Raw genomic sequence first — 25829 nt, forward strand, 5'->3', positions numbered from 1 at the left:
CACCGGCCAGGCCCGCCTACATCGGCGGATCGAAGGGTCGCGGCCGGCGTTGATAGGGCCGCGCTGATAGGAGCTTCTTCATGAGCACCGTGACGGTCACCGACGAGACGTTCGAAAAGGACGTGCTCCAAGCCGACAAGCCGGTCCTGGTGGATTTCTGGGCGGAATGGTGCGGTCCCTGCAAGCAGATCGCGCCGGCCCTGGAACAGATCGCCGCCGAGCTGGGCGAACAGGTCACCGTGGCCAAGCTGAACATCGAGGATTCCCCGACCACCCCCTCGCGCTACGGCGTGCGCGGCATCCCCACCATGATGCTGTTCAAGGGCGGCCAGATGGCCTCGATGAAGGTCGGCGCCATGCCCAAGCAGAAAATCGTCGAGTGGCTGAACGAGGCGGGCATCTGACCCGCCGCCCTCAGGCCGCCCAGATCCTGGCGGCCTGCGACAGCGCATCATCCAGGCGTTCGCCCTCGGCGTAAGGTTCAAAACCGGCGCCTGGCCGCGCGTCGGATGCAGAGGCCGCCTCGACCATGGGGCGGCCGACCTGCATCGAGACCGGCAGCACGCCAGTCCAGACGGGCCATCCCTCGTCCTCCGGCAGCAGGTTGACGCCGCCGGCCCGCTGCTTCGCCACGGCCTCTTCGATCGTCATCTCGATCAGTCCGACCTGCAGGACTTCCTTGTCGGTCATGGGCCGCAACGTCTCCGCCCGGCCGGGATAGAGCCGGTCGATGAAGGCCTCCAGCGCCGCCCGGCGGGCCTCCAGCCCCTCGACCAGGCGCGCGCGGCCGAAGGCCATGACCGAACGATAATTGGCCGAATGGGCGATGCCCGAGGCGGCGAGGACCAGGCCGTCCAGGTGGCTCACCGTCACGCACACGGGCAAGCCGGAGGCCTGGGCGCGGATCATCCGGCTGGCGGCCGAGCCGTGCCAGTAGAGCCGCCGGCCCTCGCGCCAGAAGGCGGTGGGCGTCACGAAGGGCTGGCCCTCGATCACGTAGCCGACATGGCAGAGCACGGCGGCGTCGAGCACCGCGTACACGCTCGCCTCATCGTAGCGGGCGCGCGTGGGCTTGCGGCGGGCGCGCGATCTCGGCGTCTGGGGATAGGCGGGGGTGTCGGACATCGGAACTTCTCCGGATCGGAGCTCGGCTTTAGTCCGCGACCGGACTGGTCTAAAGTGCCAATTCCTGGAATTTCTACAGTCCAATCGAGGGCCCATGAGCTGGTCCGACGTCTATCCCTGGAGCCCGCCCCGGCAGGGCGAGCCGGTCATCCGCCAGGTCTATGACCAGGTGCGCGGGGCGATCGTCGCCGGCACCCTGAAGCCCGGCGGCCGGCTGCCCTCCAGCCGCGACTTCGCCGCGCGCCTGGGCGTGGCGCGGGCCTCGGTGGTGGCCGCCTACGATCTGTTGCTGGCGGAGGGCTATGCGGTGGCGCGGGTGGGCTCGGGCACCTTCGTCTCCGGAGACCTCTCGGGCGTGACCGAGCTGCGGCCGCCGGTCGCCGAGCGTGCGCGGCCGCCCGAAATCCCGCCGCGGGTGCGGGACCTCGATGAGATGGTCTTGCCGGCGCCCCAGTCCGATCCGCGGCTCTTCAGCACCGGACGGACCCTGTTGGACGCCCGGGCCTACGACGCCTGGGGCCGCTCCATGCGGCGGGCGCTGCGCACGCTCGGACCCGAGCACTTCGGCTATTCCGACCCGCGGGGCGACGCCGCGCTGCGAGCCGCCATCGCCGATTACCTGCGCGCCGCCCGGGGGGGCGTCTGCGAGCCCGACCAGGTGCTGGTGACCTCCGGCGCCCAGCACGCGGTGGACATCGCCGTGCGGGCGCTGCTGCGCCCGGGCGATCCGGTCTGGATGGAGGAGCCCGGCTATCCCGCCACCCGCCACGCCCTGACCGCCGCCGGGGCGGACATCCACGCCGTGCGCGTGGACGCCTCCGGCCTGGTGGTCGCCGAGGGGATGGCGGCCGCCCCGCAGGCCCGGGTCGCCTTCGTCACGCCTTCGCACCAGTATCCGCTCGGCGTCACCCTCACCATGGGCCGGCGCATGGAGCTGCTGAACTGGGCGCGGGACGCCGGCGCCTGGATCGTGGAGGATGATTACGCCTCGGAGTTCCGCTACGACGGTCCGCCGCTCGCCTCCCTGCAGGGCCTCGATGGCGGCGACCGGGTCCTCTATGTGGGCACGCTCAACAAGGCGCTGTTTCCGGGCCTGCGCCTCGGCTACGCCGTCGCTCCCCGGCCCCTGGCCGCCGCCCTCGCCAACGCCCGCCAGCTGATGGATCGTCAGGCCTCGACCCTCACCCAGGCGGTGGTGCTGGACTTCATGCGCGAGGGGCATTTCGCCGCCCACATCCGCCGCCGGCGGATCGCCTACAAGGCCCAGCGCGACCTGCTCGCCGCCGAGCTGCGGGCCAGGCTCGGCTACGTGCTGGAGGTGGACGCGCCCGAAGGCGGCATGCACCTGATCGCCTATCTCAAGGACGGGCGCTCGGACCTCGCCGCCGAAGCCCAGGCCGACGCCGGCGGCGTCACGGTGCGGGCGATAAGCCGGCTTTACCGCCGGATCGAGCCGCGATCGGGCCTGATGCTCGGCTTCACCGGCTTTCCGGTGCGGGCGATCCCGGCCGGGGTGGCCCGTCTCGCCCAGGCCCTGGCTTAGGCCGCCGCGCCGAACTGCAGGGCGGCCAGGCGCGCATAGAGCCCGCCCCGGGCGGAAAGCTCGGCGTGGGCGCCCTGCTCGACCACCCGACCGGCCTCCATCACCACGATCCTGTCGGCCTTGAGCACGGTGGCCAGCCGGTGGGCGATGACCAGAGTGGTGCGGCCCTCCATCGCCTCTTCCAGCGCCATCTGGACCAGCCGCTCGCTTTCGGCGTCGAGCGCGCTGGTGGCCTCGTCCAGCAGCAGGATCGGCGCCTGGCGGATCAGGGCCCGGGCGATGGCCAGCCGCTGGCGCTGGCCGCCCGAAAGGCTGCGGGCGCGTTCGCCGAGCGGGGTGTCGAACCCCTCCGGCAGGGCGTCGAGGAAGCCCTCGGCCTGGGCGGCGCGGGCGGCGGCGCGGATCGCCGCCTCCTCCGCCCCGTCGCGGCCCAGCCGGATGTTCTCGGCCGCCGAACCGGAGAACAGCGGCGAGTCCTGGGCCACCAGGGCCATGCGGGCGCGAACCTCCGCGGGGTCCGCCTGGCGAATGTCGACGCCGTCCAAATGGATCGCGCCCTGGGCGGGGTCGTAGAATCGCAGCAGCAGGCGGAAAACCGTGCTCTTGCCCGAGCCGGACGGCCCGACCAGGGCCACACGCTCGCCCGGCGCCACGTGCAGATTGAACCCGTTCAGGGCCAGGGCGTCGGGCCGGCCGGGATAGGCGAAGCTGACCTCGTGGAAGGCCACTTCCCCCCGCGGCGGAGCGGGTAGGGCGAGCGGCCGGGCGGGCGCGGCGATCGAGGGCTGCGCCGCGAGGAGTTCGGAGACGCGCTCCATGGCGCCGGCCGCCTTCTGCACGTCGCCCCAGGTCTCGCCCAGCGCCCCCACCGAACCGGCCGCCAGCACCGAGAGGAAGGCGAACTGGAAGAGCGCGCCCCAACCCATCTCGCCCCGCAGGCCCGCCGTCACCCCCAGCCAGAAGATCCCCACCACGCCGCCGAACACCAGGGCGATGACCAGGGCGGTCATGATCGCCCGGGCGGTCATCCGCCGCAGGGAAGTGGCGAAGGCCTGCTCGACGGCCGCGCCGAACCGCTCGGCGGCCAGCCGCTCCCGGCCGAAAGCCTGGACGGTCTCCAGCGCGTCCAGGGTCTCGCCCGCATGGCCTATGGCTCCGGCGAACTGGTCCTGGGCCGAGGTGGTCAGCCGGCGCACCCGGCGGCCGAAGAGGAACAGGGGCGCAAGCACGACCGGAAAGATCAGCAGCACCAGCAGGGTCAGGCGCGGACTGACCACCACCAGCAGGATCAGGGCGCCGATCAGGGTGAGCAGGTTGCGCAGGGCCATGGAGACGGAGGTCGCCAACAGGGTCTCCACGATCTGGATGTCGGTGGTCAGGCGCGAGAGCACCTCGCCCGTGCGCGTGCGGATGAAGAAGGCCGGATCGAGGGTCAGGATGTGGGCGTAGGCGGCCTTGCGCAGGTCGGCCACGACACGCTCGCCCAGCTTGGTGACGAAGAAGTAGCGAAGCGCCGAGGCCAGGGCGAGCGCCACGGCCACGCCGCCGAGAAGCCAGAACCAGGGCGCGACCGAACGGGCGGTGACCTCGGCGCCGGTCAGATGGTCCACCAGCAGGCGCACCGCGCCGGAAAGGCCCAGGGTGGCCGCCGCCGCGGCGATCAGGAACACGGCGGCTGCGACGGCGTCGCCCTTGTGCTCGGCCACGAACGGCCAGAGGCGGGCGAGCGCCCGGACGTTGCGCGAGCGGGGGCGCCGTTCGGCGGCTTCGGCCAGGTCCTGGGCCAGGGCGGCGCCGGCGCTGGGCCGGCCCGGGGCGGCGGCCTCTCCGGCCAGATCACTCATGAAACGCAGCGCCCTTGCTCTGACCCCGCCTTATCCTGTATAGGCGCGGCTTCCTCGCGCCCGCCCCTCGGCGGGCCGTCCCAATTTCCGCCGCTCCTTTACGTCGGTTGACCGCCAGATGAAACAAGACACCCACCCCGACTACCACTTCATCACGGTCGTGATGACGGACGGCACGAGCTATCAGACGCGCTCGACCTACGGCAAGGAAGGCGCGACGCTGAACCTCGACATCGACCCGAAGACCCATCCGGCCTGGACCGGCGGCAACCAGACGCTGCTGGACCGCGGCGGTCGCGTGTCGCGCTTCAACGCCAAGTTCGGGGCCTTCACCCGCAAGTAAGCGTCCGCTTGCCGGACATGAAGAAGCGCCGCGCGGGTCTCGCGCGGCGCTTTTTTCGTTGGCCTCAGTCGTCGATGTGGGCCCCGCGCATCTCGCGGACCAGGAACAGGCCGATCAGGAAGGTCGCCCCGGCGATCACGATCGGATACCAGAGCCCGAAATAGATATTCCCCGTGGCGGCGACCATGGCGAAGGCCGTGGTGGGCAGGAAGCCGCCGAACCAGCCGTTGCCGATGTGGTAGGGCAGGGACATGGAGGTGTAGCGGATCCGCGCCGGGAACATCTCCACCAGGGCCGCGGCGATCGGGCCATAGACCATGGTCACATACAGCATCAGCAGGAACAGCAGGCTGACCACGGCCGGCTTGTTCACCTTGGCCGGATCGGCTTTGGGCGGATAGCCGGCCTCGGCCAGGGCCCCGGTCAGCTGTTTGATCCAATCGGCCCTGGCCGCCGCGAAGGCGGCGCGGTCCAGCCCCTCGCCGCGGAAGCTCGGAATCTCCCTCTCGCCGATCCGCACCACCGCCAGAGCCCCGGGCGCGGCCTTCTCGTTTTCGTATGACACCCCCGCGCTCGCCAGGGCCGACTTGGCGATGTCGCATGAGGAGGCGAAGGCGGTCTTGCCCACCGGGTCGAACTGGAAGGCGCAGTCACGAGGATCGGCGATGATGCTCACCGGCGCGCTCGCAGTGGCTGCGGCGAGCTCCGGATTGGCCGCGGCGGTCAGGCCCTTGAAGATCGGGAAATAGGTCAGCACCGCCAGCAGGCACCCGGCCAGGATGATCGGCTTGCGCCCAATCTTGTCCGACAGCCAGCCGAACACCACGAAGAACGGCGTGCCCAGGATCAGCGCCCAGGCGACCAGGCTGTTGGTCAGGGCCCCGTCGACCTTCAGCGTCTTCTCCAGGAAGAAGAGGGCGTAGAACTGGCCGGTGTACCAGACCACCGCCTGGCCGGCGGTCAGGCCCGCCAGGGCCAGCAGCACCAGCTTCAGGTTCGGCCAGCGGGCGAAGCTCTCCTTCAGCGGCTGCTTTGAGGTCTTTCCCTCGGCCACCATGCGCTGGAACACCGGGCTTTCGTTGAGCTTCAGCCGGATCCAGAGGGAGACGCCGAGCAGCACGATGGAGACCAGGAAGGGGACGCGCCACGCCCATTCCAGGAACGCCGCCTCGCCCACCTGGGTGCGTACGGCGAGGATGACGATCAAGCTCAGGAACAGGCCGAGCGTGGCGGTGATCTGGATCCAGCTGGTGTAGAGGCCCCGCTTGCCCGGCGGCGCGTGCTCGGCCACGTAGGTCGCCGCGCCGCCGTACTCCCCGCCGAGCGCCAGGCCCTGCAGCAGGCGCATGACCACCAGGGCGATGGGCGCGGCCACGCCGATCTGGTCGTAGCCGGGCAGCAGGCCGACGGTGAAGGTCGACAGCCCCATCAGAAGCATGGTGACCAGGAAGGTGTTCTTCCGGCCCCACATGTCGCCCAGCCGCCCGAACACCACCGCCCCGAAAGGCCGCACCGCGAAGCCGGCGGCGAAGGCCAGGAGCGCGAAGATGTAGCCGGTGGTCTCGTTCACCCCGGAGAAGAAGTGGTGGGTGATGAAGGTGGCGAGCGAGCCGTAGAGATAGAAATCGTACCACTCGAACACCGTGCCGGCCGACGCCGCGCCGATCACCATCCGGGTATTGGGCCTGCCGACCTCCGACTCCGCCGAAGTTTCGTCCGCCACGTCCTGGGTCATGCCCCCTCCCATCTCTTGCGAGGGAGCCTAAGCGGCTTGCCGCACCGCCCGCAACGGGGCGGGCGCGGCCCTTAGTGGGCGGACGCGCCGCCGCCGTCGCCGAGGCTGGCCATGGCCTCCCGACAGGCGCTCTCGCAGGCGCGACAGGCTTCCGCACAGATCCGGCAGTGTTCGTGTCGCGAGGCGTGGCGCTCGCACTCCTCGGCGCAGCGGCGGCAGGCCAGTTCGCAGGCCTGCAGCTGCAGGCGGATCAGGGGAACGTCGCCGCCGGAGCGGCGGGTGGCGATCTTTCCCGCTGCGAAACAGGCGTCGGCGCAGTCCAGGTCCAGCCGGATGCACTGCACCAGTTCGGCGACCATCTCCTCGCCTAAGCAGGCGTCAGCGCAGGACACGCACACCTGGCCGCAGTCGAAGCAGGCCTCGATGCAGCGGGCCAGCGCCGGGTTCAGGTCCCCGCGGACGTGGGGGTGGGTGGCGATCATCTGTTCGACGCGCATGGACGTTCTCCTGGCTGTTCGTCCAGGAACCGCCGCGGCGCGTCGATGTTCCGGCAGGCGGGGCTCAGTGCCCGCCGCCGCCCTCCAGCTCGCCCATGGCGCTCTGCAGGTAATTGGCTTCGCCCAGGGACTTCACCAGCGAGAGCTGGGTTTCCAGGAAGTCGATGTGCTCTTCGGTGTCGGAGAGAATTTCACGCAGGACCTGGCGCGACACGTAGTCGGCCGCGGCCTCGCACTCCCTGATCCCCTCGATCAGGTCGGCGCGACCGCCCACCTCCACGGCCAGGTCGGCGGCCAGGCACTCGGGCACGGTCTCGCCGATCTTCAGCTTGTGCAGGTCCTGCAGGTTGGGCAGGCCTTCCAGGAACAGGATGCGGTTGATGAGCTTGTCCGCGTGCTTCATCTCGCCGATCGACTCGTCGTAGGTGATCTTGCCGAGCCGCTTGAAGCCCCAGTTGTCGTACATCCTCGCGTGCAGGAAGTACTGGTTCACGGCGGTCAGCTCGTTGGTGAGCACGGCGTTCAACCGCCGGATGATCGCCCGATCGCCTTGCATGCGAGCCTCCTTGGATTCGTCGTTGGAGGCGCAAGGTCGTCCCACGCGCCAGGCGTGTCAAAGCCTATGTTTGCAAGTGATTCCGCGTTTCGTTCGCACCCGCGGAAGGGTGCTATTCGGCCGCGTAGCGCAGGGCTTCGCCCTGTTCGGAGATCATCTCGCGCATCTCGCAGACGCACCTGGCGCACCGGGGCTTGGCGTCGCAGGCCCGGAACACGTCGGCCGGGCGCTGGGCACCGGCGTCGATGGCGGCGCGGACCTCACGCTCGCGAATGCCGTTGCAGTTGCACACGTACAAGGCGGATCTCTCCTCGGAACCGACGTCTATGTACCAGATGCGAACGTCGATGCAACTCATTTGCAACTGACGCGCCATTTAGCCCTGCGGCGGTTTGTCGCTGAAGCCAAGCTTGGCGTGCGACGTTGTTAAGCGCGAGAGTGCGCGCCGGCCGGCGCCGCGAGGGATTGCGCCATGGACGTCGACGCTCTTCTGCTGTCGCGACTGCAGTTCGCCTTCACGATCGCGTTCCACATCATCTTCCCCAGCTTCACCATCGGCCTGGCCAGCTATCTGGCCGTGCTGGAGGGGCTCTGGCTGGCCACGCGAAACGAGGTCTTCAAGACCCTCTACCTCTTCTGGGTGAAGATCTTCGCCATCTCCTTCGGCATGGGCGTGGTGAGCGGGGTGGTGATGAGCTACCAGCTCGGCACCAACTGGAGCGTCTTCTCCCAGGTCGCCTCGCCGGTGATCGGGCCGCTGCTGGCCTTCGAGGTGCTGACCGCCTTTTTCCTGGAGGCGAGTTTCCTCGGCATCATGCTGTTCGGCTGGCGCAAGGTCGGTCCCGGCCTGCACTTCGCCGCCACGGTGCTGGTGGCGGTGGGCACCCTGATCTCCGCCTTCTGGATCATCTCGGCCAACAGCTGGATGCAGCATCCCACGGGCTTTGAGCGGACCGCCGACGGCGGGCTGATCGCCACCGACTGGCTTGAGGTGATCTTCTCGCCGACCTTCCCGGAGCGCTTCCTGCACATGACGCTGGCGGCCTATCTCACCACCGCTCTGGTGGTGGGCGCAGCCTCGGCCTGGCGGCTGCTCAAGCGTCCCGAAGAGGCCGAGAGCCAGATCGCCCTCCGGATGGCCATCGGCATGCTGGCCATCGTGGCGCCGCTCCAGCTCGTGGTGGGCGATCTCTCCGGCCGCGAGGTGCTGCGTATCCAGCCGGCGAAGCTCGCCGCCATTGAGGGCTTCTGGGAGACGCGGGCCGAGCAACCCTTCCACATCGCCGCCTGGCCGGACCGGGCGATCGAGGCCAATCGGTGGGAGCTCTCCATCCCGAAGGTCGGCAGCCTGATCACCGCCGGGTCGACGGGCGCCGAAGTCCAGGGCCTGAAAGCCTTTCCTCCGGAAGACCGGCCGCCGGCGGCGATCGTCTTCTGGTCTTTCCGCCTGATGGTCGGCCTGGGCCTGGCGATGATCGGGCTGGGTCTCTGGGGCGCCTGGCTTTGTCTGAGAAAACAACCGGAGAAATCTCGGCTCTTCCTTTCCGTCTTCGCCGCGATGGGGCCCGCCGGTTTCGTGGCGGTTATCGCCGGCTGGGTCGTCGCCGAGGTGGGGCGCCAGCCTTATGTGATCTATGGCGTCCTGCGTACAGCCGATGCGGTTTCGCCTGTGCAGGCGAGCCAGGTCTCGATCTCCCTGCTGGCCTTCCTGGTCATCTACGCCGTCGTCTTCTCGGTGGGCGTGCTTTACATCCTCCGGCTTATGGCTGAAGGCCCCGTCGCCGGGGCCGAGGAGCCGTCGCCCGACCGGCCGCGAGCCCCCGGCTCGCCGCTGGCCGCCACGCCGGAGGATCCCGGGCCGGAGGGCCGCTCATGAACCTCGACCTGCCGCTGATCTGGGCCGGGATCATCGCCGTCGCGGTGCTGCTCTATGTACTGCTGGACGGTTTCGACCTCGGCGTCGGCATCCTCTTCCCCTTCGCGCGAGGCCCCGGCGACCGGGACGTGATGATGGACTCCATCGCCCCCGTCTGGGACGGCAACGAGACCTGGCTGGTTCTGGGCGGCGGCGGGCTGTTCGCCGCCTTCCCGCTGGCCTACGCCACCCTGATGCCGGCGCTCTACGGCCCGGTGATCGTCATGCTGCTGGCCCTGATCCTCCGGGGCGTCGCCTTCGAGTTCCGCCTGCGCGGCCGGCGGCGCGGCAAGGCATTCTGGACGGCCGCCTTCGCCGGCGGCTCCCTGGTCGCCGCCCTGGCCCAGGGCCTGATCCTCGGCGGCTTCATCCAGGGCGTGCGGGTCGAGGGCGGCGCCTTCGCGGGCGCCCAACTCGACTGGCTGACGCCCTACACCCTGCTGGTGGCCGTGGGGCTCGCCGCCGGCTATGCGCTGCTGGGCGCCACATGGCTGGTCTGGCGCACGGAGGACCAGCTGCACGGCGACGCGCGCCGCTGGGCGGGGCTTGCCGCTGGGGCCGTTGCCCTGCTGCTGGCGGGGGTGAGTCTCGCCACCCTCTTCGTCCATCCGAGGGTGGCCGAGCGCTGGGGCTATTCCGGCGACGCTTTCGATCTTGCGCAGCTCGCCCCCAATCTGCCGATCCCGTTGCTCGGCCTTGCGGGGTTCGCCATCCTGTTCCTCGGGCTGCGCCGCCGGTCGCACGGCTGGCCGCACCTCGGCGCGACGCTGGTCTTCCTGTCGGGCTATGCCGGCCTGGCGGTGGGCTTCTTCCCCTATGTCGTGCCTTACGACCTCACTTTCCGCGAGGCGGCTTCGGCGGAAAACGCCTTGAGTCTAATGCTAATCGGAACCTTAATTATCCTCCCGGTGATCCTGGGCTACACTATATGGGTATATTGGCTGTTCCGCGGAAAGGTGACCGCCGATGCAGGGTATCACTGAGCGGGGGCCTGCGCCTTTGACCCGGACGCCCCCGCTCCGGAAACGGATTTCCTGGACTGTCCTGCTGCTCGGGATGGCGGGGGCCTGCATCGCTTTCTTCGGCCTGATGCTCAAGATCCTGCTCAGCGGGATCAAGCTGCCGGTTTGAGGTTCCTCCGGGTCGAGCCGCCGCCCGAGGGCGATGCGCCGCCACCGCCGCTCGCCCGGCGCCTCGCCTGGTTCGTCGGCCTCGCCGCCGTAAGCGCCCTGGCCGTCGCCGCTGTCGCCTATTTCCTGAAGGCGTTGCTCGTCTAGTCGGGCTATCTAGGCGCCCATGACCGCCGAGTGCCGCCTCTATCTGATCACCCCGCCCCGCATCGACGACCTGGCCGATTTCGGCCGGACGCTGGCCCATACGCTCGACGCCGGCGACGTAGCGGCCCTGCAGATCCGCCTGAAGGACGTCTCCGACGAAGAGATCGCCGCCGCCGTCGACGTGCTCTCGCCCATCGCCCAGGCCCGCGGCGTGGCGGTGATCCTGAACGACCGGCCGGACCTCGCCGCCCGCCTGGGCTGCGACGGCGTCCATGTGGGCCAGTCGGACGCGCCCTATGCCGAGGCCCGGCGGCTGATGGGGCCGGATCGCACCGTCGGCGTCACCTGCCACGACAGCCGGCACCTGGCCATGGAAGCGGCCGAAGCCGGGGCGGACTATGTGGCCTTCGGCGCCTTCTTCCCCACCCAGACCAAGGAGGCGCCCACCCGCGCCGACCCTGAGATCCTGTCGATCTGGCAGGAGACCATGGAGGTTCCGTGCGTGGCGATCGGCGGGATCACGCCGGAGAACGCGCGCGGCCTGGCCGCCGCGGGCGCCGACTTCCTGGCCGTCTCCGCCGGCGTCTGGAACCATCCGGAGGGGCCGGAGGCGGCGGTGCGGGCGCTGGGCGCCGAGATCGCCGCGGGTCTCGCCGAGCGCGCCTGACGCTCGCCTTGCCTTAACCTCCTTGCGCCACTAGGTTCCGCGGCCAATTTCGCGCCCTTAGGCGCCCGACCGATCGGAACCTCGTGGCCACCCAATCCGCCCTTCTGAAAGTGATGTCCGACGCCGCCCGCAAGGCGGCGCGCGGCCTCAACCGAGACTTCGGCGAACTCGCCGAGCTGCAGGTCGCGCGCAAGGCGCCGGCCGACTTCGTCTCCGCCGCCGACCTGCGCGCCGAGCAGGTGCTGTTCGAGGCGCTGTCCAAGGCTCGCCCCGGCTACGGCTTCCTGGGCGAGGAACGGGGCCTGGTGGAGGGCACCGACAAGACCCACACTTGGATCGTCGATCCGCTGGACGGCACCACCAACTTCCTGCACGCCCTGCCCCACTTCGCGGTCAATATCGCCCTGCAGCGCGAGGGCCAGATCGTCGCCGCCGTCACCTATAACCCCGTGACCAACGAGCTCTTCTGGGCCGAGCGCGGCAAGGGCTGCTACCTGAACGACAAGCGCCTGCGGGTGGCCCAGCGCCAGCGCCTGGACGAGAGCCTGCTGGCCACCGGCATCCCGTTCCTCGGCCACGGCCAGCACGCACGCTTCCTGAAGGAGCTGCACCAGATCAGCCAGCGGGTCGCCGGCGTGCGCCGCTTCGGCTCGGCGGCGCTGGACCTCGCCTATGTGGCCGCCGGCCGCTACGACGGCTACTGGGAGCGGGACCTGAAGCCCTGGGACCTGGCCGCCGGCCTGCTGCTGGTCCACGAAGCCGGCGGCAAGACCACCGACGCCGAGGGGGGTGAGGCGGTTCTCGAAAAAGGCAGCATCTGCGCCGCCAATCTCGACCTGCATCCTCTGCTGCTGGACCGGTTGAAGGCCGCGGCTTGACGGGGGCGTGAGACAGTCTCCCAAACGGCCGTATCGAGCTTCCCTCCGCTATCGTTCATAACGGATCCTGCCAAGCTGTGCGGCGGCGGCGCCAAGCTGGGGAGCCTTGTTTAGGATGCTGTTTTCTCTGATCGCCCCGACAATCGTCGGCGCTCATCTTGTTGCGTTTCCGCCGGCGGGCCTTTTTGAGCGAACGCCTAGCGGCATGGCGATGGCCGTAGTTTATCCGCCTCGCGCGCAGGCGCAGAGAAAAGAAGGGCGCGTGGTGCTGGCCTGCACAGTCACGTCGTCACGCACGCTCTCAGACTGCATGGTGGAATCGGAGACGCCGAACAACTCCGGCTTCGGTCCTAGCGCGCTGATGTTGAGTTATCTGTTCGTCGTGCGTGAGGGAGAGGAACTTCCGGCGGATCGCAAGATCAGCTTCCAAGCGAGATTCAGTCTGCCTTGACGTTGGCTCAAGCGGGCGCCCCAACCGGACTGTAAGCGGGCGCTTGACGGAATCGTCGCCTTGGTCGGCTAGATCGGAGCCATGACGCTCACCCGCCGCGCCTTCGCCGCCGCTTCCGCCGCGCTTGCCGTCACGCCCGCCACGGCGCGGGCGAACTCACGCCCCCTCGTCATCGCCCATCGGGGCGCCGGCGGCGAGCGGCCGGAGCACACGCTGGCCGCCTATCGCCTGGCCATCGTCCAGGGCGCCGACTTCATCGAGCCGGACCTGGTGGTCACCCGCGACGGCCACCTGGTCGCCCGCCACGAGAACGAGATCTCGGGCGCCACCGACGTCGCCGCCCGGCCGGAGTTCGCCGGCCGCCGCGCCCGCAAGGAGATTGACGGCGATCCGGTGGAGGGCTGGTTCGCCGAGGACTTCACCCTGGCGGAGCTGAAGACCCTGCGCGCCCGCGAACGGCTGCCGCACCTTCGGCCCGCCAGCGCCGCGTTCGACGGCCAGGAGGCGATCCCCACCTTCCAGGAGGTGGTCGACCTCGCCCGCACCGAGGGCGCGCGGGCAGGCCGGACCATCGGCCTCTATCCGGAGATGAAGCGTCCGGCCTTCCTGGCGGACCAGGGGCTCCCCCTGGAGGACCGGCTGGCCAAGGCGCTATCGGACAACGGCCTCGACGCTGCCGACGCCCCGGTGTTCGTGCAGTGCTTCGAAGCTGCGGCCCTGAGGCGCTTTGCGAGCCTCTCGAAGGCGCGGCGGGTCCAGCTGGTCGCCGGCGAGGACGCCGCCATGGTCACGGCGGAGGGGCTGAAGGAGATCGCCGCCTACGCCCACGGCGTGGGGCCGGACTGGTCGCTGGTGCTGCCGCGGACGGGGGACGGACTGGGGCCGCCGACGCCCCTCGTCCGTGAGGCCCACGAACTCGGCCTCGCCGTCCATCCGTGGACGGTTCGGGCGGAGAACCACTATCTGCCGCCGGCCCTGCGGCGGGGAGCCGGCCCCGCCGCCCACGGCGACGCGGCGGCGCTCTGCAAGGCGCTTTACGCCGCCGGCGTCGACGGGGTGTTCACGGACTTTCCCGCCGTGGCGGCGGCGGCCCGGAGCGAGCTGTAGCCGGTGAATCCTCCTCTCCGCTCTCGGGAGAGGGATGGGTCACGTACGTCAGGCCGCGGCCTTCTCGGCGGCGATCACCCGGCTGACGGCGTTCACCACCGAGGCGATGCGCAGGGCCGCCTGGACATGGGTGTTGGGCACGCCGTGCTTCTTCAGCTCGACCTCGTGGCTGTCCAGGCACATGCCGCAGCCGTTCACGGCCGAGACCGCCGTCGACCACAGCTCGAAGTCGACCTTCTCGACGCCGGGATTGGCCAGGACGTTCATCCGCAGGCGCGCCGGCAGGGTGCGGTATTCGCCGTTCGAGAGCAGGTGCAGCGAGCGGTAATAGACGTTGTTCATGCCCATGATCGCCGCCGCCGCCTTGGCCGCATTGAAGGCCTCGGGCGAGAGGCCGCCGGCTTGCGCCGCCGCGTTCACCGCCTTCACCACCGAGGGCTCGCCCACGGCATGGGCCGAGGCGACGAAGGCGCCCCACTTCTGCTGGTCGGTGAGCGTGGTTTCGCCGCTCAGGGTGGAGAGGTTGAGGCTCAGATCTTTGGCGTAGGCGGGCAGGGACTCGCGCAGCGCGTCGAGCGACATGGTGGTCTCCGGAGATGTCTGGAAGAGGGGCCTGGGGGCGCGGGGAGATCGCGCCCCCAGGAGTGGGGCCTAAGCTTATTGGGGCGCCTGGGGAGCGCCCCGGGGGCTGGAGGGCGCTTAGGCCGCCAGGGTTTCGCCGCCCACCGCGCGGTTGCAGGGGCACAGCTCGTCGGTCTGCAGGGCGTCGAGCACCCGCAGGGTATCGGCCGGCGCGCGGCCGACGTTGAGATTCGTCACATAGACGTGCTGGATCACGTTGTGAGGGTCGACCACGAAGGTGGCGCGCAGGGCCACGCCCTCGTCCTCGTTCAGCACGCCGAGCGCCCGGGCGAACTTCCCGGAATTGTCGGCGAAGTTCCAGATCGCCAGGTTGGCGAGGTCCGGATGCTCACGGCGCCAGCCGAGCTTGGAGTGCTCGTTGTCGGTCGAGCCGCCCAGCACCACGGCGTCGCGCTCTTCGAACTGCGGGTTCAGGCGCGCGAACTCGGCGATCTCGGTCGGGCAGACGAAGGTGAAGTCCTTCGGGTAGAAGAAGATGATCTTCCACTTGCCCGGGAAGCTTTCGTTGGTGACCGTCTCGAAGGCGCTCTCGCCGTTCTCTTCGTGACGCATGAACTTGGGCTTCACGCCCACGACCTTGAACTCCGGCAGCTTTTCGCCAACGCCCAGCATCAGTCTCTCCGTACGCTTCTGTCTTGGGGAGGATTCGCGCGGCTCCTCGCCGCGAGACCTAGATAGTGCTGCGCCGCACAAAAGCCAATCGATTGTGCCTGGATTTTCGATAGAAAGTTCCTATCATAACCGGCATGAGCCTGCCGACGCTGAGACAGCTGCAATATCTGAAGCTTCTGGCCGAGCATGGCTCGTTCGGGCGGGCGGCTGAGGCCGCGCACGTGACCCAACCGACCCTCTCGGCCGGGGTTCAGGAACTGGAAAAGGTCCTGGGCGCCTCGGTGGTGGATCGCGCCCGCTCGGGCGTCATCCTGACCGCCGTGGGCGAGGCGGCGCTGGCCCGGGCGCGGACCATCCTCAACGAGGCCGAGGAGCTGGTGCAGGACGCGCGCAATGTCGGCCAGCCGCTCACCGGCCGGGTCCGCCTGGGCGTGATCCCGACCATCGCGCCGTTCCTGCTGCCCAAGGCCCTGCCGCTGCTGCGCGCGCGTTTCCCGAAGCTGCGGCTATTCCTGCGCGAGGACCTGACCCACCGGCTGATCGCCGCGCTGAAGGCCGGGCAGCTGGATGCGGCCCTGATCGCCCTGCCCTACGACATGTCGGGCCTGGCCTACGCCCACGTCTCCGACGACGAGCTGCTGGCCGCCCTGCCGGCCGACCACCCGCTGGCGGCCGAGAAGGAGGCGCCGCCCTCGGCGCTCGAAAGCGGCGACCTGATCCTGCTGGAGGACGGCCACTGCCTGCGCGACCACGCGCTGGCCGCCTGCGGGCTCAGGCCGCCCCGGGCCAGCGACGAGGAGTCCTTCGCCGCCACCTCCCTGCCGACCCTGGTGCAGATGGTGGGCTCAGGCCTGGGGGTCAGCTTCGTGCCCGCCATGGCGGTGGAGGCGGGGCTTGCCAAGACCGCCGATATCGCCGTCCGGCCGCTGAAGGCCGATCATCCGACCCGGGAGATCGTGGTCGCCTGGCGCGCCGGCTCCAGCCGCGCGGCTGACGGCCGCCTGCTCGCGGAAGTTCTCCGAGCCATCTAAGATATATCTTGAAATCCGATCCGCTCTCGATATATCTGGCATTCAGACATATCGAAATAGGATCGAAACATGCATCGACAACACCATTCCTGGAAGCGACGGGAAGCCTTCAGCCGGCACGGCTACGGCTTTGGGCATCGGGGCTTCGGGCGCGGGCACGCCCGCGGCGGGCGGATCGGCCGGCTGCTGGAGCACGGCGACCTGCGCTTCGTCATCCTGGCTTTGTTGAAGGAGAAGCCGGGCCACGGCTACGAGATGATCCGCGCCCTGGAAGAGCGCAGCGGCGGCGCCTATCGGCCCAGTCCGGGCGTTATCTATCCGACCCTTTCGCTGCTGGAGGACGAAGGCTTCGTGCGGCAGACCGGCGAGGCGGGCGGACGCAAGGCGTTCGAGATCACCGAGGCGGGGCTCGCCGCGTTGGAGGCCAACCACGCCGGCGTGGAGGCGGTCTTCGCCCGCCTGGACGAGGCCGCCGCCCAGTCCTCCTCCAGCCGACCGCGGATCGCCCGGGCCATGCAGAATCTCGGCATGGCGCTCACCCTGCGTCTGCAGCGGGGCGAGGTGACGGAGGCGGAGATGGACGCCATCGTCGCGGCCCTGGACGAAGCCGCCGGAAAGATCGAACGCGCCTGAGGAAGGAGGCGAAGATGAAGTCCAGCGCCACCGTACCCACCGAGCATGGGTTCCGCTACGTGACCCAGCTCTGCAAGCACTTCGGCCACAAGGTCCCCGCCGCCTGCGAAGGCCAGGAAGGACGGATCGAGTTCCCCGCCGGCCAGGCCCTGCTGCGCGCCTCGCCGGGCAGCCTGATCCTGGTGGGAGAGGCTGAGGACCCGGAAGCTCTCGGTCGGCTGGAGCAGGTGCTGGAAAGCCACCTGAAGCGCTTCGCCTTCCGCGAGCCCGCCCTCGCCGTCGACTGGCGCCGCGGTCCGGCGGTTTAGCGCGGCTGTGGTCGCCTCGACCACGCCACGCGTGACGGAGGGGGCGGCGCTACCCCGCCTCAATCCATCAGCTTCTGGCTGAGATAGACGTAGTGCCTGGCCCAGCGCCGGGCGTTCATCTCCGGATCGGCGTCGTTGGAATGGCCGCCGAAGGTGTTCTCGAAATAGATGTAGGGATAGCCCATCGCCTCCAGCCGGGCGGCGAACTTGCGGGCGTGGCCGGGATGGACCCGGTCGTCGCGGGTGTTCGTCGTCACATAGGGTTCCGGATAGGGCTGGCCGGCCCTGAGGTTCAGGTAACCGTCGTACCGGGCGATGAAGGCGTAATCCTCCGGGACGTCCGGATCGCCATATTCCCCCACCCAGGACGCGCCGGCCGACAGCTTGTGGTAGCGCAGCATGTCGACCAGCGGGCTTTCCACCACCACGGCGTTCCACAGCTGCGGGTTCTGGGTCATGGAGACCGTCGTCAGCACCCCGCCGTTGGAGCGGCCATAGATGCCGAGGCGCCGCGGCGAAGTGATCTTCCGCGCCGCCAGGTCCTTGGCCACCGCGGCGAAGTCGTCGAAGGCCAGCTGGCGCTTCTCGCGCAGCACCGCCTGGTGCCAGGCCGGGCCGAACTCGCCGCCGCCGCGGATGTTGGCGATGACATAGGCTCCGCCCCGCTCCAGCCAGATCTTGCCCATCTCGGGGATGTAGACCGGCGGCTTGGCCACCTCGAAGCCGCCATAGCCGTACATGATAGTCGGCAGCGAGCCGTCCAGCGGCGCATCCTTCGGACGCACCACGAAATACGGGATCTTCGTCCCGTCGGTGGAGGTCGCCCAGAACTGCTCCACCACATGCTTGGACGCGTCGAACCGGGCGGGCGAGGTCTTCACGCGGGCCGCCGTCCCTGTCGCCGCATCCGCCAGCCATAGGCTGCTGGGCGACAGGAAGCCTTCGGCGGCCACGAACAACTGGTCATCCCGGCCCGAGGCGGCGCGCAGGGTGAGGGTCGCATCTTTCGGCAGCGGCAGGCGCTTGGCCGACCACTTGCCGCCCTGGAAGTTGTAGACGTCCACCGCGCCCTTCACGTCTTCCAGCAGCTCGACGACCAGCTTGCCCTTGGTGTCGGCGACATTCTGGATCGCCTGGGTCGGCCCGGGCTGGAAGACCAGCATGGCGCCCTCGCCCCCACGCTTCAGCTCGGCCAGCGGATAGGCGATCAGGGCGCCCGCCGCGAAGTCCTTCCACGGCTCCTGAAGGGTGAAGATGGCGTGGCCGTCCACATAGGCCTGGTACTGGGCCCGCCGGGGCAGCGCGATGCGGGTCAGCTTGCCGTCGGCATAGAGGCTGTATTCGAACTCGAAGAAGGAGAGGCCGCGCTGGATGACGATCCCGTCCACCCGGCCGCCTTCGCCGCGCAGCACGTCGGGCGAAGCCCAGACGTCGCTCTTCTGGCCGCGGAAGATCTCCCGCGCCTCCCCGGTCCGCGGCACAATCCGCAGGGCGACGGGATAGCCCGATGCGGTCACGTCGCCCGGCGTCCATTCGCGGCCGATCAGCAGGGTGTCGCCGTCCAGCCACTCCACATACTGCTTGCCTTCGTCGAAGCGGAAGCCGCCCTCCACGAACCGGCCGGCGGCGGCGTCGAACTCGCGCAGCTCCACGGCATCGCCCCCGCCGTCGGAAAGGCGAACGATGCAGCGCGTCTCGTCCGGCTTCAGGCAGGTCGCGCCCTTCCAGAACCAGTTCTTCGTCTCGTCGGCGGCCAGCTTGTCGATGTCGAGCAGGGTGCGCCACTGCGGGGCGTCTGTCCGATAGGAGGCCAGCGTCGCATGGCGCCACACCCCGTGCGGATTGGCCTCGTCCTGCCAGAAATTGTCGATCCCGCCGGCCCGGAAGCTGGGGATCGGGATGCGATCCTTGGCGGTGAAGATGGCGCGGCCCTCGGCCAGATAGGCCGGGTAGCGGGGGTCGCCCTCCAGCCGCCGGGCGGCCTTGGCGTTCTGGGTCTCGACCCAGGCCATGGCTCGGGGGCTGTCGATCTCCTCGAGCCAGATGAAGGGGTCGGCGGCCTCCTGGGCGAGGGCCGCGGTGGAAACGAGGGCGCCTGCCAGCGCCGCGACGAAGCTTTTCATGGCGCTTCAGATAAGGCGCCCGGGCAGGGCTTGTCTTCCCTCAGGTGATTTGAGGGCCGATCTCGCCTATATGGCGCAGGCCATGAGCCGTCCGTTCCTGAAGATGAACGGGCTCGGCAACGACTTCGTCGTGGTCGAGGCCCGCTCAGCCCCCTTCGCGCCGACCGCGGAGGAGGTGCGCGCGATCGCCGATCGGGAGCGCGGGATCGGCTGCGATCAGCTCGTCTCCATCGAACCGTCCGCCACGGCCGACGCCAGGGTGCGGTTCTGGAACGCCGACGGGGAGGAGGTCGGCGCCTGCGGCAACGCCTCGCGCTGCGTGGGCTGGCTCCTGATGGAGGCTTCCGGCCGCGACCGGGCGGTGCTGGAGACCGACGGCGGCCTGCTCACCGCCACGCGTGCGGGCGACAAGGTGGTCAGCGTCGACATGGGCGCGCCGCGGCTGGGCTGGAAGGACATCCCCCTCGAGGAGGAGATGGACACCAAGGGGATCGAGCTGCAGGTGGGGCCCATCGACGATCCGATCCTGCACACCCCCGGCTGCGTCTCCATGGGCAATCCGCACGTGGTCTTCTTCGTCCCCGACGCCGAGGCCGCGCCAGTGGTCCAGGTCGGTCCGATGATCGAGCACCACCGCCTGTTTCCGGAGGGCGTCAATGTGGGCTTCGCCCAGATCAAGGCGCGCGACCGCATCCGCCTGCGCGTCTGGGAGCGAGGGGCGGGTCTGACCAGGGCCTGCGGCACCGGCGCCTGCGCGGCGCTCGTGGCCGCCCACCGCCGGAATCTGACCGACCGAAAGGCCGTCCTGGAGCTGGACGGCGGCGAGCTGGTCATCGAGTGGCGCGAAAGCGACGGCCATGTGATCATGACCGGCCCCGCCCAGGTGGACTTCACCGGGATGCTGCCGTGACCAAGCCTGTCGAGATCGTCACCTTCGGCTGCCGGCTCAACGCCTATGAGAGCGAGGTCATCCGCGCGCGGGCGGCGGAGGACGGGCTGTCCGACGCCATCGTCTTCAACACCTGCGCGGTGACGAACGAGGCCGTGCGCCAGGCGCGCCAGGCGATCCGCAAGGCCCGGCGCGAGCGGCCGGGCGCCAAGGTGATCGTCACCGGCTGCGCGGCCCAGATCGACCCCGCCGCCTTCGCCGCCATGGCCGAGGTCGACCTCGTCCTGGGCAATGCGGAGAAGTCCCAGGCCGGGGCCTATGCCCCGGCCGTAGAAGGCCGTGTGCGCGTCAACGACATCATGAGCGTGCGGGAGACCGCCGGCCACCTGATCGATGGGCTCAAGGACCGGGCCCGGGCCTATGTGGAGGTCCAGAACGGCTGCGACCACCGCTGCACCTTCTGCATCATCCCCTATGGCCGGGGGAACTCCCGCTCGGCGCCCGCGGGCGAGGTGGTGGAGCAGGTGCGGAAGCTCGCCGCCCAGGGCTACCAGGAGGTGGTGCTGACCGGCGTCGACGTGACCAGCTGGGGCGCGGATCTGCCCGGCGCCCCGACGCTCGGTCAACTGGTCGGCCGAATCCTGAAGCTGGTCCCGGACCTGCCGCGCCTGCGGCTCTCCTCCATCGACGCCGCCGAGATCGACGCGGACCTGATGCGCTGTTTGGCCGAGGAGCCGCGCCTCATGCCCTACCTGCACCTGTCGCTGCAGGCGGGCGACGACATGATCCTGAAGCGGATGAAGCGCCGCCACAGCCGCGCCGACGCGCTGAAGCTGGTGGCCGAGGTTCGCGCCGTGAGGCCGGACGTCGCTTTCGGGGCCGACCTGATCGCCGGCTTTCCCACCGAGACGGAGGCGATGTTCGAGAACACCCTGCGGCTGGTGGAGGAGGCGGAGCTTTCCTTCCTGCACGTCTTCCCCTTCAGCCCGCGGCCGGGCACGCCCGCGGCCCGCATGCCGCAACTGCCGCGCGGGGTGGTGAAGGACCGCGCCGCCCGTTTGCGCGCGGCCGGAGAGGCGGCCCTGACCCGGCACCTGGAGCGCCAGGTCGGCCGTGTGCTGAACGGGCTCGTGGAGCGTCCCGGCCTCGCCCGCGCGGAGGACTTCACGGAGATCGCGTTCGCCGGAGAGGCGTCGGTGGGCCGCGTCGCGCCGCTGCGCATCCTGGCTCACGACGGCGCCCGGGCGCGCGCCGAGATCGCGGTCCTGGAGGCGGCCGAATGAGCCTGTCGGGCGGGTGCCAGTGCGGCGCGGTGCGTTTCCGGGTCGAAAGGGTCGGCCGCGCCAGTCTCTGCCATTGCCGCATGTGCCAGAAGGCCTTCGGCGCCTTCTATGGCCCGTATGTGGACGCCCACGGCCTCGAATGGACCCGTGGCGCGCCGAAATATTTCCAGAGTTCCAACCTCGTCCGCCGCGGCTTCTGCGGCGATTGCGGGACCCAGCTCTCCTTCGAGGGCGGCGATTGGCCGCCCAACCTCGCCATCGGCGCTTTCGACAATCCCGCGGCCATTGTCCCGACCTTGCAGATCGGCCTGGAGTCCAAGCTTCCCTATGTGGACAGCCTCGCCGACCTGCCGCACCGCCCGCAGCGGGAAGCCGAAAAGCTCGCGGACTTCTACGCCGCAGTGGTCTCCCGCCAGCACCCCGACCACGACACGGAGGCGTGGCCGCCACACCCCTGAGCGTCATGCCGGTCTTGCTTCGCAATCCGGAATGACGCTCAGGGTGGGGGGATCAGCCCTCGGACTTTCCCCGCCCCGGGAATCCCGGCATCGACCAGCCCCAGACGATGGCCCCCGCCCGCACCGCGAAGGCGACGCCGAAGCCCGCCAGGCCGGCCCAGAGTCCGCGCACGCCCGAAAGCTCCAGGATCACGAACGTCGCCGCGCCGGCCAGCGCGCAGGTCACATAGATCTCGCGCCGCAGCAGGATGGAGGGCTCGTGGGCGAGGACGTCGCGCAGCACCCCGCCGAAGCAGGCGGTCAGCACGCCCATCACCACGGCGGGGATCGGCGGGACGCCCAGGGCCAGGGACTTGGCCGCGCCGACCACGCAATAGGCGGCGAGGCCCAGGGCGTCGAGCCAGAGCAGCACCTTCATCCGCGCCCGGCCGGTCCCGAACACCCAGACGGCCAGGGCGGCGATCAGGCAGGCGACGATGTAGTCCGGCCGCTGCACCCAGAAGACCGGCGCGCCGATCAGAAGGTCGCGCAGGGTGCCGCCGCCCACGCCGGTCACCGCCGCGAAGAAGCCGAAGGTGATGATGTCATGCTTCTGCCGCGCGGCGGCCAGGGCGCCGGTGGCGCCGAACACCGCCACCGCCCCATAGTCGAGCCAGGTGAAGGCGGCGGTCAGGGCTTCCATGCCGCCATCCTCTATCGTCCCACGCCGCCAGCCGCTAGAAGCGGGCCATGACCGAACCGAAGAAGGGCTGGTTCCAGCGTCTCACCGACGGGCTTTCGCGCTCGTCGAAGCAGATGACGGAACAGGTCGTCGCCACCTTCACCAAGCAGCCGCTGGACCAGGCCAAGCTGGACGAGCTGGAGGAGATGCTGATCGAGGCCGACCTCGGTCCGCACTCGGCCGCACGTATCACCGAGCGCTTTTCCGCCGAGAAATTCGGCAAGAGCGTCGACGAGGCGGAGATCAAGGAATCTCTGGCCGAATACATCGGCGCCGAGCTGGAAAGCCGGGAAGGCGACTTCGACCCGCTGTCGGGCCCGCGGCCCTATGTGGTGCTGTTCATCGGGGTGAACGGCTCGGGCAAGACCACGACGCTGGGCAAGATCGCCGCCGACCTGACCGCCCGAGGCGCGAAGGTGCTGGTGGTGGCGGGCGACACCTTCCGCGCCGCGGCCATCGAGCAGCTGAAGGTCTGGGCCGACCGGGCCGGCGCCGACTTCATGTCGCGGCCGATCAATTCCGACGCGGCGGGCCTGGCCTTCGACGCCGTCGCCAAGGCCAAGGCCGAGGGCTACGACGTGGTGCTGATCGACACCGCAGGCCGCCTGCAGAACAAGCAGGGGCTGATGGACGAGCTCCTGAAGGTCATACGCGTGGTCAAGAAGGTGGAGCCCGAGGCGCCGCACGAAACCCTGCTGGTGCTGGACGCCACGGTGGGCCGTAACGCGCTGGCCCAGGAGAACATCTTCGGCAACCAGATCGGCGTCTCGGGCATCGTCATGACCAAGCTGGACGGCACCGCCCGCGGCGGGGTGCTGGTGCCCGTGGCCCAGGCCTCCGACTCCCCCATCAAGCTGATCGGGGTGGGCGAGGGGATCGAAGACCTGCAACCCTTCAAGGCCCGGGCCTTCGCTCGATCTCTGGTGGGACTGGAGGACGCATGAGGCTCTCGTCCAAGGCGCGCCAGTGGGTGCGAAACTTCGTCGACTTCGCCGGCCTGGCGGCGTTTCTTGCGGTGTTCGGCTATCTACGGCTTCAGGGACTGTCTTCGCAGGAGGCGCTGGTCCAGGCGACCTGGGGCCTTGTCGCCGGTTCGGCGCTGGGCCTGCTGACAGGCTTTGTCGTGGAACGGCGCATCGCCCCCTTCCCGCTCATCGGGGGCGGCGCGGCCCTGCTGTTCGGCGGCCTGACCCTCTTCTTCCACGACGTGCGGTTCGTGAAGATCAAGCCAACGGTGATGAACCTGCTGTTCTCCGGCCTGCTGCTCGGCGGCCTGGCGCTGCGGAAGAACCCGCTGAAACTCCTGCTCGGCGGCTCGTTCCGAATGCCCGACGAGGGCTGGCGCAAGCTCACGCTCAACTACGGTCTCTTCTTCTTCTTCGCCGCGGCCCTGAACGAGTTCGTCTGGCGCACCCAGCCCGACGACGTCTGGGTGGTGTTCCGCTTCCCCGGCCTCTTGATCGTCACCATGCTGTTCTCCTTCAGCCAGGTGCCGCTGATGATGAAGTACGCCAAGACCGACGAACCGCCGCCGCCGCACGTGGAGTAGGGCCCTGGCGCATGCGCCGCCCACGGACCATCTGTCGTCAAAGCGACACCATGGCCCGCTAGCTTTCGGCAGGTGCGACGGGAGAGCCGCAGATGGCCAAGACCAAAGGTCAGACGAAGCCGAAGGCGGGGCTTCCCGCCCTGGACGGATCGCCCAATCACCTGCTGCACCGGGCGCTGCAGCTGGCGCTCGACATCTATGCGGAGGAATTCGGCCCCGCCGCCGTCACCCAACGTCAGTATGCGGTGCTCGCCGCCGTCGCCTCCCGCGAGGGGCCGACCCAGACCGAACTCGTCAAGCTGACCGGCATCGACCGCTCCACCCTGGCCGATATGGCCGCCCGGATGATCGCCAAGGGGCTGCTGGAGCGGCGGCGGTCGGACAGCGACGGGCGCGCCAACGCCGTCAGCCTGACCGAGGCCGGCGCCCTGGCGCTGGCCGAAGCTGCGCCGAAGATGGCGGCCGCCGACGCGAAGCTCCTGAAACTGCTGTCCGCCGGCAAGCGCGAGAGCCTCGTCGCCGCCCTGCGCGACCTGGTGGCGGCGGGCGAGGCGGCCAAGGGCAAGCCTCCGAAGGCGGAAAAGCCGCCGAAAGCCCCCAAGGCCGAGAAGCCGAGGAAGGCCGACAAGCCCAAGAAGAAGAAGCTGAAGAAGGCGGCCTGAGCCTTCAGACCTTGATGTCCAGCAGCGATCCCGGGCGCAGGACGCGTTCCGGCGGATCGGCGGGCAGGGCGGTCGGAACCTTCTGCACATGAGCGGCGGGCGCGGCCGGTTCCGCCGTCGCGGTCGCCCGGCCTGCCGCGGCTTCGAAGAAGGCGCGCTGGGCCGCGCTGCGTGCGCTCTGAAGGCCGGGCGCCTGGGCCTGGACCTGAAGATGCGGATGCAGGGGCGGGCGGACCGGCGTGGCCACGGAGCTCGAACCTTATGGTTAACGCAAACTTGCCCGACCCTGGCGCGGGCCGGTTCAAGTTTGGTTAACGCGGCGCCTTCGCCAGAAGTTCGCGGGCGGTCTCCGGCGTCAGCGGGCCGGTGTGCTTGGCCAGGACCATCCCGTCGGCGCCGATCAGATAGGTCTCCGGCACCCCGGTGACGCCGAGTTCGATGCCCGCCCGGCCGTCGCGGTCGATGAGGCGGGCGGCGAAGGGATCGCCCAGCCGCTGCAGGAAGGCCTGCGTGTTCTCCGGCGCGTCCTTGTAGGCGACGCCGACGATCCGCACGCCCTGGCCCTTCAGATCCACCAGCACCGGATGCTCGATCTCGCAGGGCGCGCACCAGGAGGCGAAGATGTTGAGCAGGGCGGGCTCGCCGCCCAGCGCCTCGCGCAAGGGGGTTGCCCGGCCGCCCTCCAGCGCCGGCAGCACGAGCTCGGGCACGGGCTTGCCGACCAGGGCGTCGGGCTGGACCTTGGGGTCGCGCTTCAGCGCATAGAGGCCGAACAGCAGGCCCAGCGCCAGCAGGGCGGCGAGCGGCAGCAGGGCGAGCCAGCGGTTCATCGCCGCTCTCTCCGCTCCTCTTCAGCGCGGCGACGCCAGCGGCGGGCGCGGGCCAGCGAGTACCAGACCATGCCGACGAAGACCGCGGCGGTAATGGCGTAAGAGGGCCAGACGAAGGCGGCGTAGGCGCCGGCGTCGAGATCCAGCATG

32 protein-coding genes are annotated in these 25829 nt (G+C 69.7%); 19 read left to right on the plus strand and 13 right to left on the minus strand.

Translation table 11 applies throughout. The annotated features are described in order from the left end of the window. Window positions 1–80 precede the first annotated feature (80 nt). The gene (trxA, locus tag ACK41C_RS06370) at window positions 81–404 is read left to right on the plus strand and encodes a thioredoxin (protein ID WP_409651681.1); all 324 of its coding nucleotides are present in this window, start codon (window positions 81–83) and stop codon (window positions 402–404) included. A gap of 10 nt (window positions 405–414) precedes the next feature. On the opposite strand, the gene ACK41C_RS06375 is transcribed toward trxA, so the two are convergent. Beyond that, entirely contained in the window at window positions 415–1125 is a 711-nt protein-coding gene (locus ACK41C_RS06375) for a pyridoxamine 5'-phosphate oxidase family protein (protein ID WP_409651684.1), read from the minus strand. Window positions 1126–1219: 94 nt separating this feature from the next. Here ACK41C_RS06375 and ACK41C_RS06380 point away from each other — a divergent pair, with 94 nt between their 5' ends. Next, on the plus strand, window positions 1220–2668 hold the full coding sequence (locus ACK41C_RS06380) for a PLP-dependent aminotransferase family protein (RefSeq protein ID WP_409651687.1): 1449 nt from the start codon (window positions 1220–1222) through the stop codon (window positions 2666–2668). Here ACK41C_RS06380 and ACK41C_RS06385 read toward each other — a convergent pair. Continuing rightward, complete coding sequence (locus ACK41C_RS06385; RefSeq protein WP_409651690.1) at window positions 2665–4512, minus strand: ABC transporter transmembrane domain-containing protein; 1848 nt, start codon at window positions 4510–4512, stop codon at window positions 2665–2667. The genes ACK41C_RS06380 and ACK41C_RS06385 overlap by 4 nt on opposite strands. Before the next feature lie 118 nt (window positions 4513–4630). On the opposite strand from ACK41C_RS06385, the gene rpmE reads away from it, so the two are divergent. Continuing rightward, a complete protein-coding gene (gene rpmE / locus ACK41C_RS06390) occupies window positions 4631–4855 on the plus strand; it encodes a 50S ribosomal protein L31 (RefSeq protein WP_409651692.1) in 225 nt (74 codons plus the stop codon). Between the two features lie 64 nt (window positions 4856–4919). On the opposite strand, the gene ACK41C_RS06395 is transcribed toward rpmE, so the two are convergent. From ACK41C_RS06395 to ACK41C_RS06410, 4 genes are all read right to left on the minus strand, one after another. Beyond that, window positions 4920–6527 (minus strand): MFS transporter, encoded by a 1608-nt coding sequence (locus ACK41C_RS06395; RefSeq protein ID WP_409653942.1) that lies wholly within the window; start codon window positions 6525–6527, stop codon window positions 4920–4922. A 134-nt stretch (window positions 6528–6661) separates the two neighbouring features. After that, entirely contained in the window at window positions 6662–7087 is a 426-nt protein-coding gene (locus tag ACK41C_RS06400; protein WP_409651695.1) for a four-helix bundle copper-binding protein, read from the minus strand. A gap of 64 nt (window positions 7088–7151) precedes the next feature. Beyond that, window positions 7152–7643, minus strand: coding sequence for a bacterioferritin (bfr, locus tag ACK41C_RS06405; protein WP_409651697.1), 492 nt, complete (start codon window positions 7641–7643; stop codon window positions 7152–7154). Between the two features lie 112 nt (window positions 7644–7755). Beyond that, a complete protein-coding gene (locus ACK41C_RS06410) occupies window positions 7756–7941 on the minus strand; it encodes a bacterioferritin-associated ferredoxin (protein ID WP_409651700.1) in 186 nt (61 codons plus the stop codon). A 174-nt stretch (window positions 7942–8115) separates the two neighbouring features. Between ACK41C_RS06410 and ACK41C_RS06415 the strand changes: the two genes are divergently transcribed. The 7 genes from ACK41C_RS06415 (at window position 8116) to ACK41C_RS06445 (ending at window position 13938) form a co-directional block, all read left to right on the plus strand. Further along, window positions 8116–9519 (plus strand): cytochrome ubiquinol oxidase subunit I, encoded by a 1404-nt coding sequence (locus ACK41C_RS06415; RefSeq protein ID WP_409651703.1) that lies wholly within the window; start codon window positions 8116–8118, stop codon window positions 9517–9519. After that, window positions 9516–10541: a cytochrome d ubiquinol oxidase subunit II gene (gene cydB / locus ACK41C_RS06420; protein ID WP_409651705.1), complete on the plus strand. Its 1026-nt coding sequence runs from the start codon at window positions 9516–9518 to the stop codon at window positions 10539–10541. Before ACK41C_RS06415 ends, cydB begins: the two co-directional genes overlap by 4 nt. 144 nt (window positions 10542–10685) lie before the next feature. Further along, window positions 10686–10835: a hypothetical protein gene (locus ACK41C_RS06425; protein ID WP_409651708.1), complete on the plus strand. Its 150-nt coding sequence runs from the start codon at window positions 10686–10688 to the stop codon at window positions 10833–10835. Window positions 10836–10854: 19 nt separating this feature from the next. Continuing rightward, window positions 10855–11502, plus strand: coding sequence for a thiamine phosphate synthase (thiE, locus tag ACK41C_RS06430; RefSeq protein ID WP_409651710.1), 648 nt, complete (start codon window positions 10855–10857; stop codon window positions 11500–11502). Window positions 11503–11585: 83 nt separating this feature from the next. Continuing rightward, complete coding sequence (locus tag ACK41C_RS06435; RefSeq protein ID WP_409651713.1) at window positions 11586–12380, plus strand: inositol monophosphatase family protein; 795 nt, start codon at window positions 11586–11588, stop codon at window positions 12378–12380. A gap of 115 nt (window positions 12381–12495) precedes the next feature. Beyond that, complete coding sequence (locus ACK41C_RS06440; RefSeq protein WP_409651716.1) at window positions 12496–12831, plus strand: energy transducer TonB; 336 nt, start codon at window positions 12496–12498, stop codon at window positions 12829–12831. Between the two features lie 81 nt (window positions 12832–12912). Then, complete coding sequence (locus tag ACK41C_RS06445; protein WP_409651719.1) at window positions 12913–13938, plus strand: glycerophosphodiester phosphodiesterase; 1026 nt, start codon at window positions 12913–12915, stop codon at window positions 13936–13938. Window positions 13939–13986: 48 nt separating this feature from the next. Here the strand turns inward: ACK41C_RS06445 and ACK41C_RS06450 are convergent, their stop codons facing one another. Both ACK41C_RS06450 and ACK41C_RS06455 read right to left on the minus strand, forming a co-directional pair. Beyond that, window positions 13987–14520, minus strand: a complete 534-nt coding sequence (locus ACK41C_RS06450) for a carboxymuconolactone decarboxylase family protein (RefSeq protein ID WP_409651722.1) — start codon at window positions 14518–14520, stop codon at window positions 13987–13989. A 117-nt stretch (window positions 14521–14637) separates the two neighbouring features. After that, window positions 14638–15192, minus strand: a complete 555-nt coding sequence (locus ACK41C_RS06455; protein ID WP_409651725.1) for a peroxiredoxin — start codon at window positions 15190–15192, stop codon at window positions 14638–14640. Window positions 15193–15326: 134 nt separating this feature from the next. On the opposite strand from ACK41C_RS06455, the gene ACK41C_RS06460 reads away from it, so the two are divergent. From ACK41C_RS06460 to ACK41C_RS06470, 3 genes are all read left to right on the plus strand, one after another. Further along, a complete protein-coding gene (locus ACK41C_RS06460) occupies window positions 15327–16223 on the plus strand; it encodes a LysR substrate-binding domain-containing protein (protein ID WP_409651728.1) in 897 nt (298 codons plus the stop codon). Window positions 16224–16292: 69 nt separating this feature from the next. Next, the gene (locus tag ACK41C_RS06465; RefSeq protein WP_409651731.1) at window positions 16293–16856 is read left to right on the plus strand and encodes a PadR family transcriptional regulator; all 564 of its coding nucleotides are present in this window, start codon (window positions 16293–16295) and stop codon (window positions 16854–16856) included. 14 nt (window positions 16857–16870) lie between these two features. Then, complete coding sequence (locus ACK41C_RS06470; RefSeq protein ID WP_409651734.1) at window positions 16871–17164, plus strand: DUF2218 domain-containing protein; 294 nt, start codon at window positions 16871–16873, stop codon at window positions 17162–17164. A 59-nt stretch (window positions 17165–17223) separates the two neighbouring features. On the opposite strand, the gene ACK41C_RS06475 is transcribed toward ACK41C_RS06470, so the two are convergent. Next, window positions 17224–19287, minus strand: coding sequence for a prolyl oligopeptidase family serine peptidase (locus ACK41C_RS06475; RefSeq protein WP_409651737.1), 2064 nt, complete (start codon window positions 19285–19287; stop codon window positions 17224–17226). An 82-nt stretch (window positions 19288–19369) separates the two neighbouring features. Here ACK41C_RS06475 and dapF point away from each other — a divergent pair, with 82 nt between their 5' ends. From dapF to ACK41C_RS06490, 3 genes are read left to right on the plus strand one after another with little or no spacing between them, the layout of a single operon-like run. Then, on the plus strand, window positions 19370–20197 hold the full coding sequence (gene dapF, locus ACK41C_RS06480; RefSeq protein WP_409651740.1) for a diaminopimelate epimerase: 828 nt from the start codon (window positions 19370–19372) through the stop codon (window positions 20195–20197). Next, on the plus strand, window positions 20194–21459 hold the full coding sequence (mtaB, locus tag ACK41C_RS06485) for a tRNA (N(6)-L-threonylcarbamoyladenosine(37)-C(2))-methylthiotransferase MtaB (protein ID WP_409651742.1): 1266 nt from the start codon (window positions 20194–20196) through the stop codon (window positions 21457–21459). Before dapF ends, mtaB begins: the two co-directional genes overlap by 4 nt. Next, window positions 21456–21917, plus strand: a complete 462-nt coding sequence (locus ACK41C_RS06490; RefSeq protein WP_409651745.1) for a GFA family protein — start codon at window positions 21456–21458, stop codon at window positions 21915–21917. The genes mtaB and ACK41C_RS06490 overlap by 4 nt, the downstream gene beginning before the upstream one ends. A 52-nt stretch (window positions 21918–21969) precedes the next feature. On the opposite strand, the gene ACK41C_RS06495 is transcribed toward ACK41C_RS06490, so the two are convergent. Further along, window positions 21970–22599 carry a trimeric intracellular cation channel family protein gene (locus tag ACK41C_RS06495; protein ID WP_409651748.1) on the minus strand — a complete coding sequence of 210 codons (630 nt, stop codon included), beginning with the start codon at window positions 22597–22599 and terminating at the stop codon, window positions 21970–21972. A 47-nt stretch (window positions 22600–22646) separates the two neighbouring features. Between ACK41C_RS06495 and ftsY the strand changes: the two genes are divergently transcribed. From ftsY to ACK41C_RS06510, 3 genes are all read left to right on the plus strand, one after another. Then, the gene (ftsY, locus tag ACK41C_RS06500) at window positions 22647–23582 is read left to right on the plus strand and encodes a signal recognition particle-docking protein FtsY (protein ID WP_409651750.1); all 936 of its coding nucleotides are present in this window, start codon (window positions 22647–22649) and stop codon (window positions 23580–23582) included. Beyond that, window positions 23579–24187, plus strand: a complete 609-nt coding sequence (locus ACK41C_RS06505) for an inner membrane-spanning protein YciB (protein ID WP_409651752.1) — start codon at window positions 23579–23581, stop codon at window positions 24185–24187. The genes ftsY and ACK41C_RS06505 overlap by 4 nt, the downstream gene beginning before the upstream one ends. A gap of 92 nt (window positions 24188–24279) precedes the next feature. Further along, window positions 24280–24849 carry a MarR family winged helix-turn-helix transcriptional regulator gene (locus ACK41C_RS06510; protein WP_409651755.1) on the plus strand — a complete coding sequence of 190 codons (570 nt, stop codon included), beginning with the start codon at window positions 24280–24282 and terminating at the stop codon, window positions 24847–24849. A 4-nt stretch (window positions 24850–24853) separates the two neighbouring features. On the opposite strand, the gene ACK41C_RS06515 is transcribed toward ACK41C_RS06510, so the two are convergent. From ACK41C_RS06515 to ccmD, 3 genes are all read right to left on the minus strand, one after another. After that, window positions 24854–25096, minus strand: a complete 243-nt coding sequence (locus ACK41C_RS06515) for a hypothetical protein (protein WP_409651758.1) — start codon at window positions 25094–25096, stop codon at window positions 24854–24856. Window positions 25097–25160: 64 nt separating this feature from the next. After that, window positions 25161–25679, minus strand: coding sequence for a DsbE family thiol:disulfide interchange protein (locus tag ACK41C_RS06520; RefSeq protein ID WP_409651760.1), 519 nt, complete (start codon window positions 25677–25679; stop codon window positions 25161–25163). Then, window positions 25676–25828: a heme exporter protein CcmD gene (gene ccmD, locus ACK41C_RS06525; RefSeq protein WP_409651763.1), complete on the minus strand. Its 153-nt coding sequence runs from the start codon at window positions 25826–25828 to the stop codon at window positions 25676–25678. Before ccmD ends, ACK41C_RS06520 begins: the two co-directional genes overlap by 4 nt. Between the last annotated feature and the right edge of the window lies 1 nt (window position 25829).

The organism is Phenylobacterium sp. (genome assembly GCF_046290725.1).
Taxonomy (GTDB): domain Bacteria; phylum Pseudomonadota; class Alphaproteobacteria; order Caulobacterales; family Caulobacteraceae; genus Phenylobacterium.

Coding starts and splice junctions, on each gene's coding strand:
- trxA (WP_409651681.1), top strand. CDS start 81: ATGAGCACCGTGACGGTCACCGACGAGACGTTCGAAAAGGACGTGCTC.
- ACK41C_RS06375 (WP_409651684.1), bottom strand. CDS start 1,125: ATGTCCGACACCCCCGCCTATCCCCAGACGCCGAGATCGCGCGCCCGC.
- ACK41C_RS06380 (WP_409651687.1), top strand. CDS start 1,220: ATGAGCTGGTCCGACGTCTATCCCTGGAGCCCGCCCCGGCAGGGCGAG.
- ACK41C_RS06385 (WP_409651690.1), bottom strand. CDS start 4,512: ATGAGTGATCTGGCCGGAGAGGCCGCCGCCCCGGGCCGGCCCAGCGCC.
- rpmE (WP_409651692.1), top strand. CDS start 4,631: ATGAAACAAGACACCCACCCCGACTACCACTTCATCACGGTCGTGATG.
- ACK41C_RS06395 (WP_409653942.1), bottom strand. CDS start 6,527: ATGGTGATCGGCGCGGCGTCGGCCGGCACGGTGTTCGAGTGGTACGAT.
- ACK41C_RS06400 (WP_409651695.1), bottom strand. CDS start 7,087: ATGCGCGTCGAACAGATGATCGCCACCCACCCCCACGTCCGCGGGGAC.
- bfr (WP_409651697.1), bottom strand. CDS start 7,643: ATGCAAGGCGATCGGGCGATCATCCGGCGGTTGAACGCCGTGCTCACC.
- ACK41C_RS06415 (WP_409651703.1), top strand. CDS start 8,116: ATGGACGTCGACGCTCTTCTGCTGTCGCGACTGCAGTTCGCCTTCACG.
- cydB (WP_409651705.1), top strand. CDS start 9,516: ATGAACCTCGACCTGCCGCTGATCTGGGCCGGGATCATCGCCGTCGCG.
- thiE (WP_409651710.1), top strand. CDS start 10,855: ATGACCGCCGAGTGCCGCCTCTATCTGATCACCCCGCCCCGCATCGAC.
- ACK41C_RS06440 (WP_409651716.1), top strand. CDS start 12,496: ATGCTGTTTTCTCTGATCGCCCCGACAATCGTCGGCGCTCATCTTGTT.
- ACK41C_RS06445 (WP_409651719.1), top strand. CDS start 12,913: ATGACGCTCACCCGCCGCGCCTTCGCCGCCGCTTCCGCCGCGCTTGCC.
- ACK41C_RS06450 (WP_409651722.1), bottom strand. CDS start 14,520: ATGTCGCTCGACGCGCTGCGCGAGTCCCTGCCCGCCTACGCCAAAGAT.
- ACK41C_RS06455 (WP_409651725.1), bottom strand. CDS start 15,192: ATGCTGGGCGTTGGCGAAAAGCTGCCGGAGTTCAAGGTCGTGGGCGTG.
- ACK41C_RS06460 (WP_409651728.1), top strand. CDS start 15,327: ATGAGCCTGCCGACGCTGAGACAGCTGCAATATCTGAAGCTTCTGGCC.
- ACK41C_RS06465 (WP_409651731.1), top strand. CDS start 16,293: ATGCATCGACAACACCATTCCTGGAAGCGACGGGAAGCCTTCAGCCGG.
- ACK41C_RS06470 (WP_409651734.1), top strand. CDS start 16,871: ATGAAGTCCAGCGCCACCGTACCCACCGAGCATGGGTTCCGCTACGTG.
- ACK41C_RS06475 (WP_409651737.1), bottom strand. CDS start 19,287: ATGAAAAGCTTCGTCGCGGCGCTGGCAGGCGCCCTCGTTTCCACCGCG.
- dapF (WP_409651740.1), top strand. CDS start 19,370: ATGAGCCGTCCGTTCCTGAAGATGAACGGGCTCGGCAACGACTTCGTC.
- ACK41C_RS06490 (WP_409651745.1), top strand. CDS start 21,456: ATGAGCCTGTCGGGCGGGTGCCAGTGCGGCGCGGTGCGTTTCCGGGTC.
- ACK41C_RS06495 (WP_409651748.1), bottom strand. CDS start 22,599: ATGGAAGCCCTGACCGCCGCCTTCACCTGGCTCGACTATGGGGCGGTG.
- ftsY (WP_409651750.1), top strand. CDS start 22,647: ATGACCGAACCGAAGAAGGGCTGGTTCCAGCGTCTCACCGACGGGCTT.
- ACK41C_RS06505 (WP_409651752.1), top strand. CDS start 23,579: ATGAGGCTCTCGTCCAAGGCGCGCCAGTGGGTGCGAAACTTCGTCGAC.
- ACK41C_RS06510 (WP_409651755.1), top strand. CDS start 24,280: ATGGCCAAGACCAAAGGTCAGACGAAGCCGAAGGCGGGGCTTCCCGCC.
- ACK41C_RS06520 (WP_409651760.1), bottom strand. CDS start 25,679: ATGAACCGCTGGCTCGCCCTGCTGCCGCTCGCCGCCCTGCTGGCGCTG.
- ccmD (WP_409651763.1), bottom strand. CDS start 25,828: ATGCTGGATCTCGACGCCGGCGCCTACGCCGCCTTCGTCTGGCCCTCT.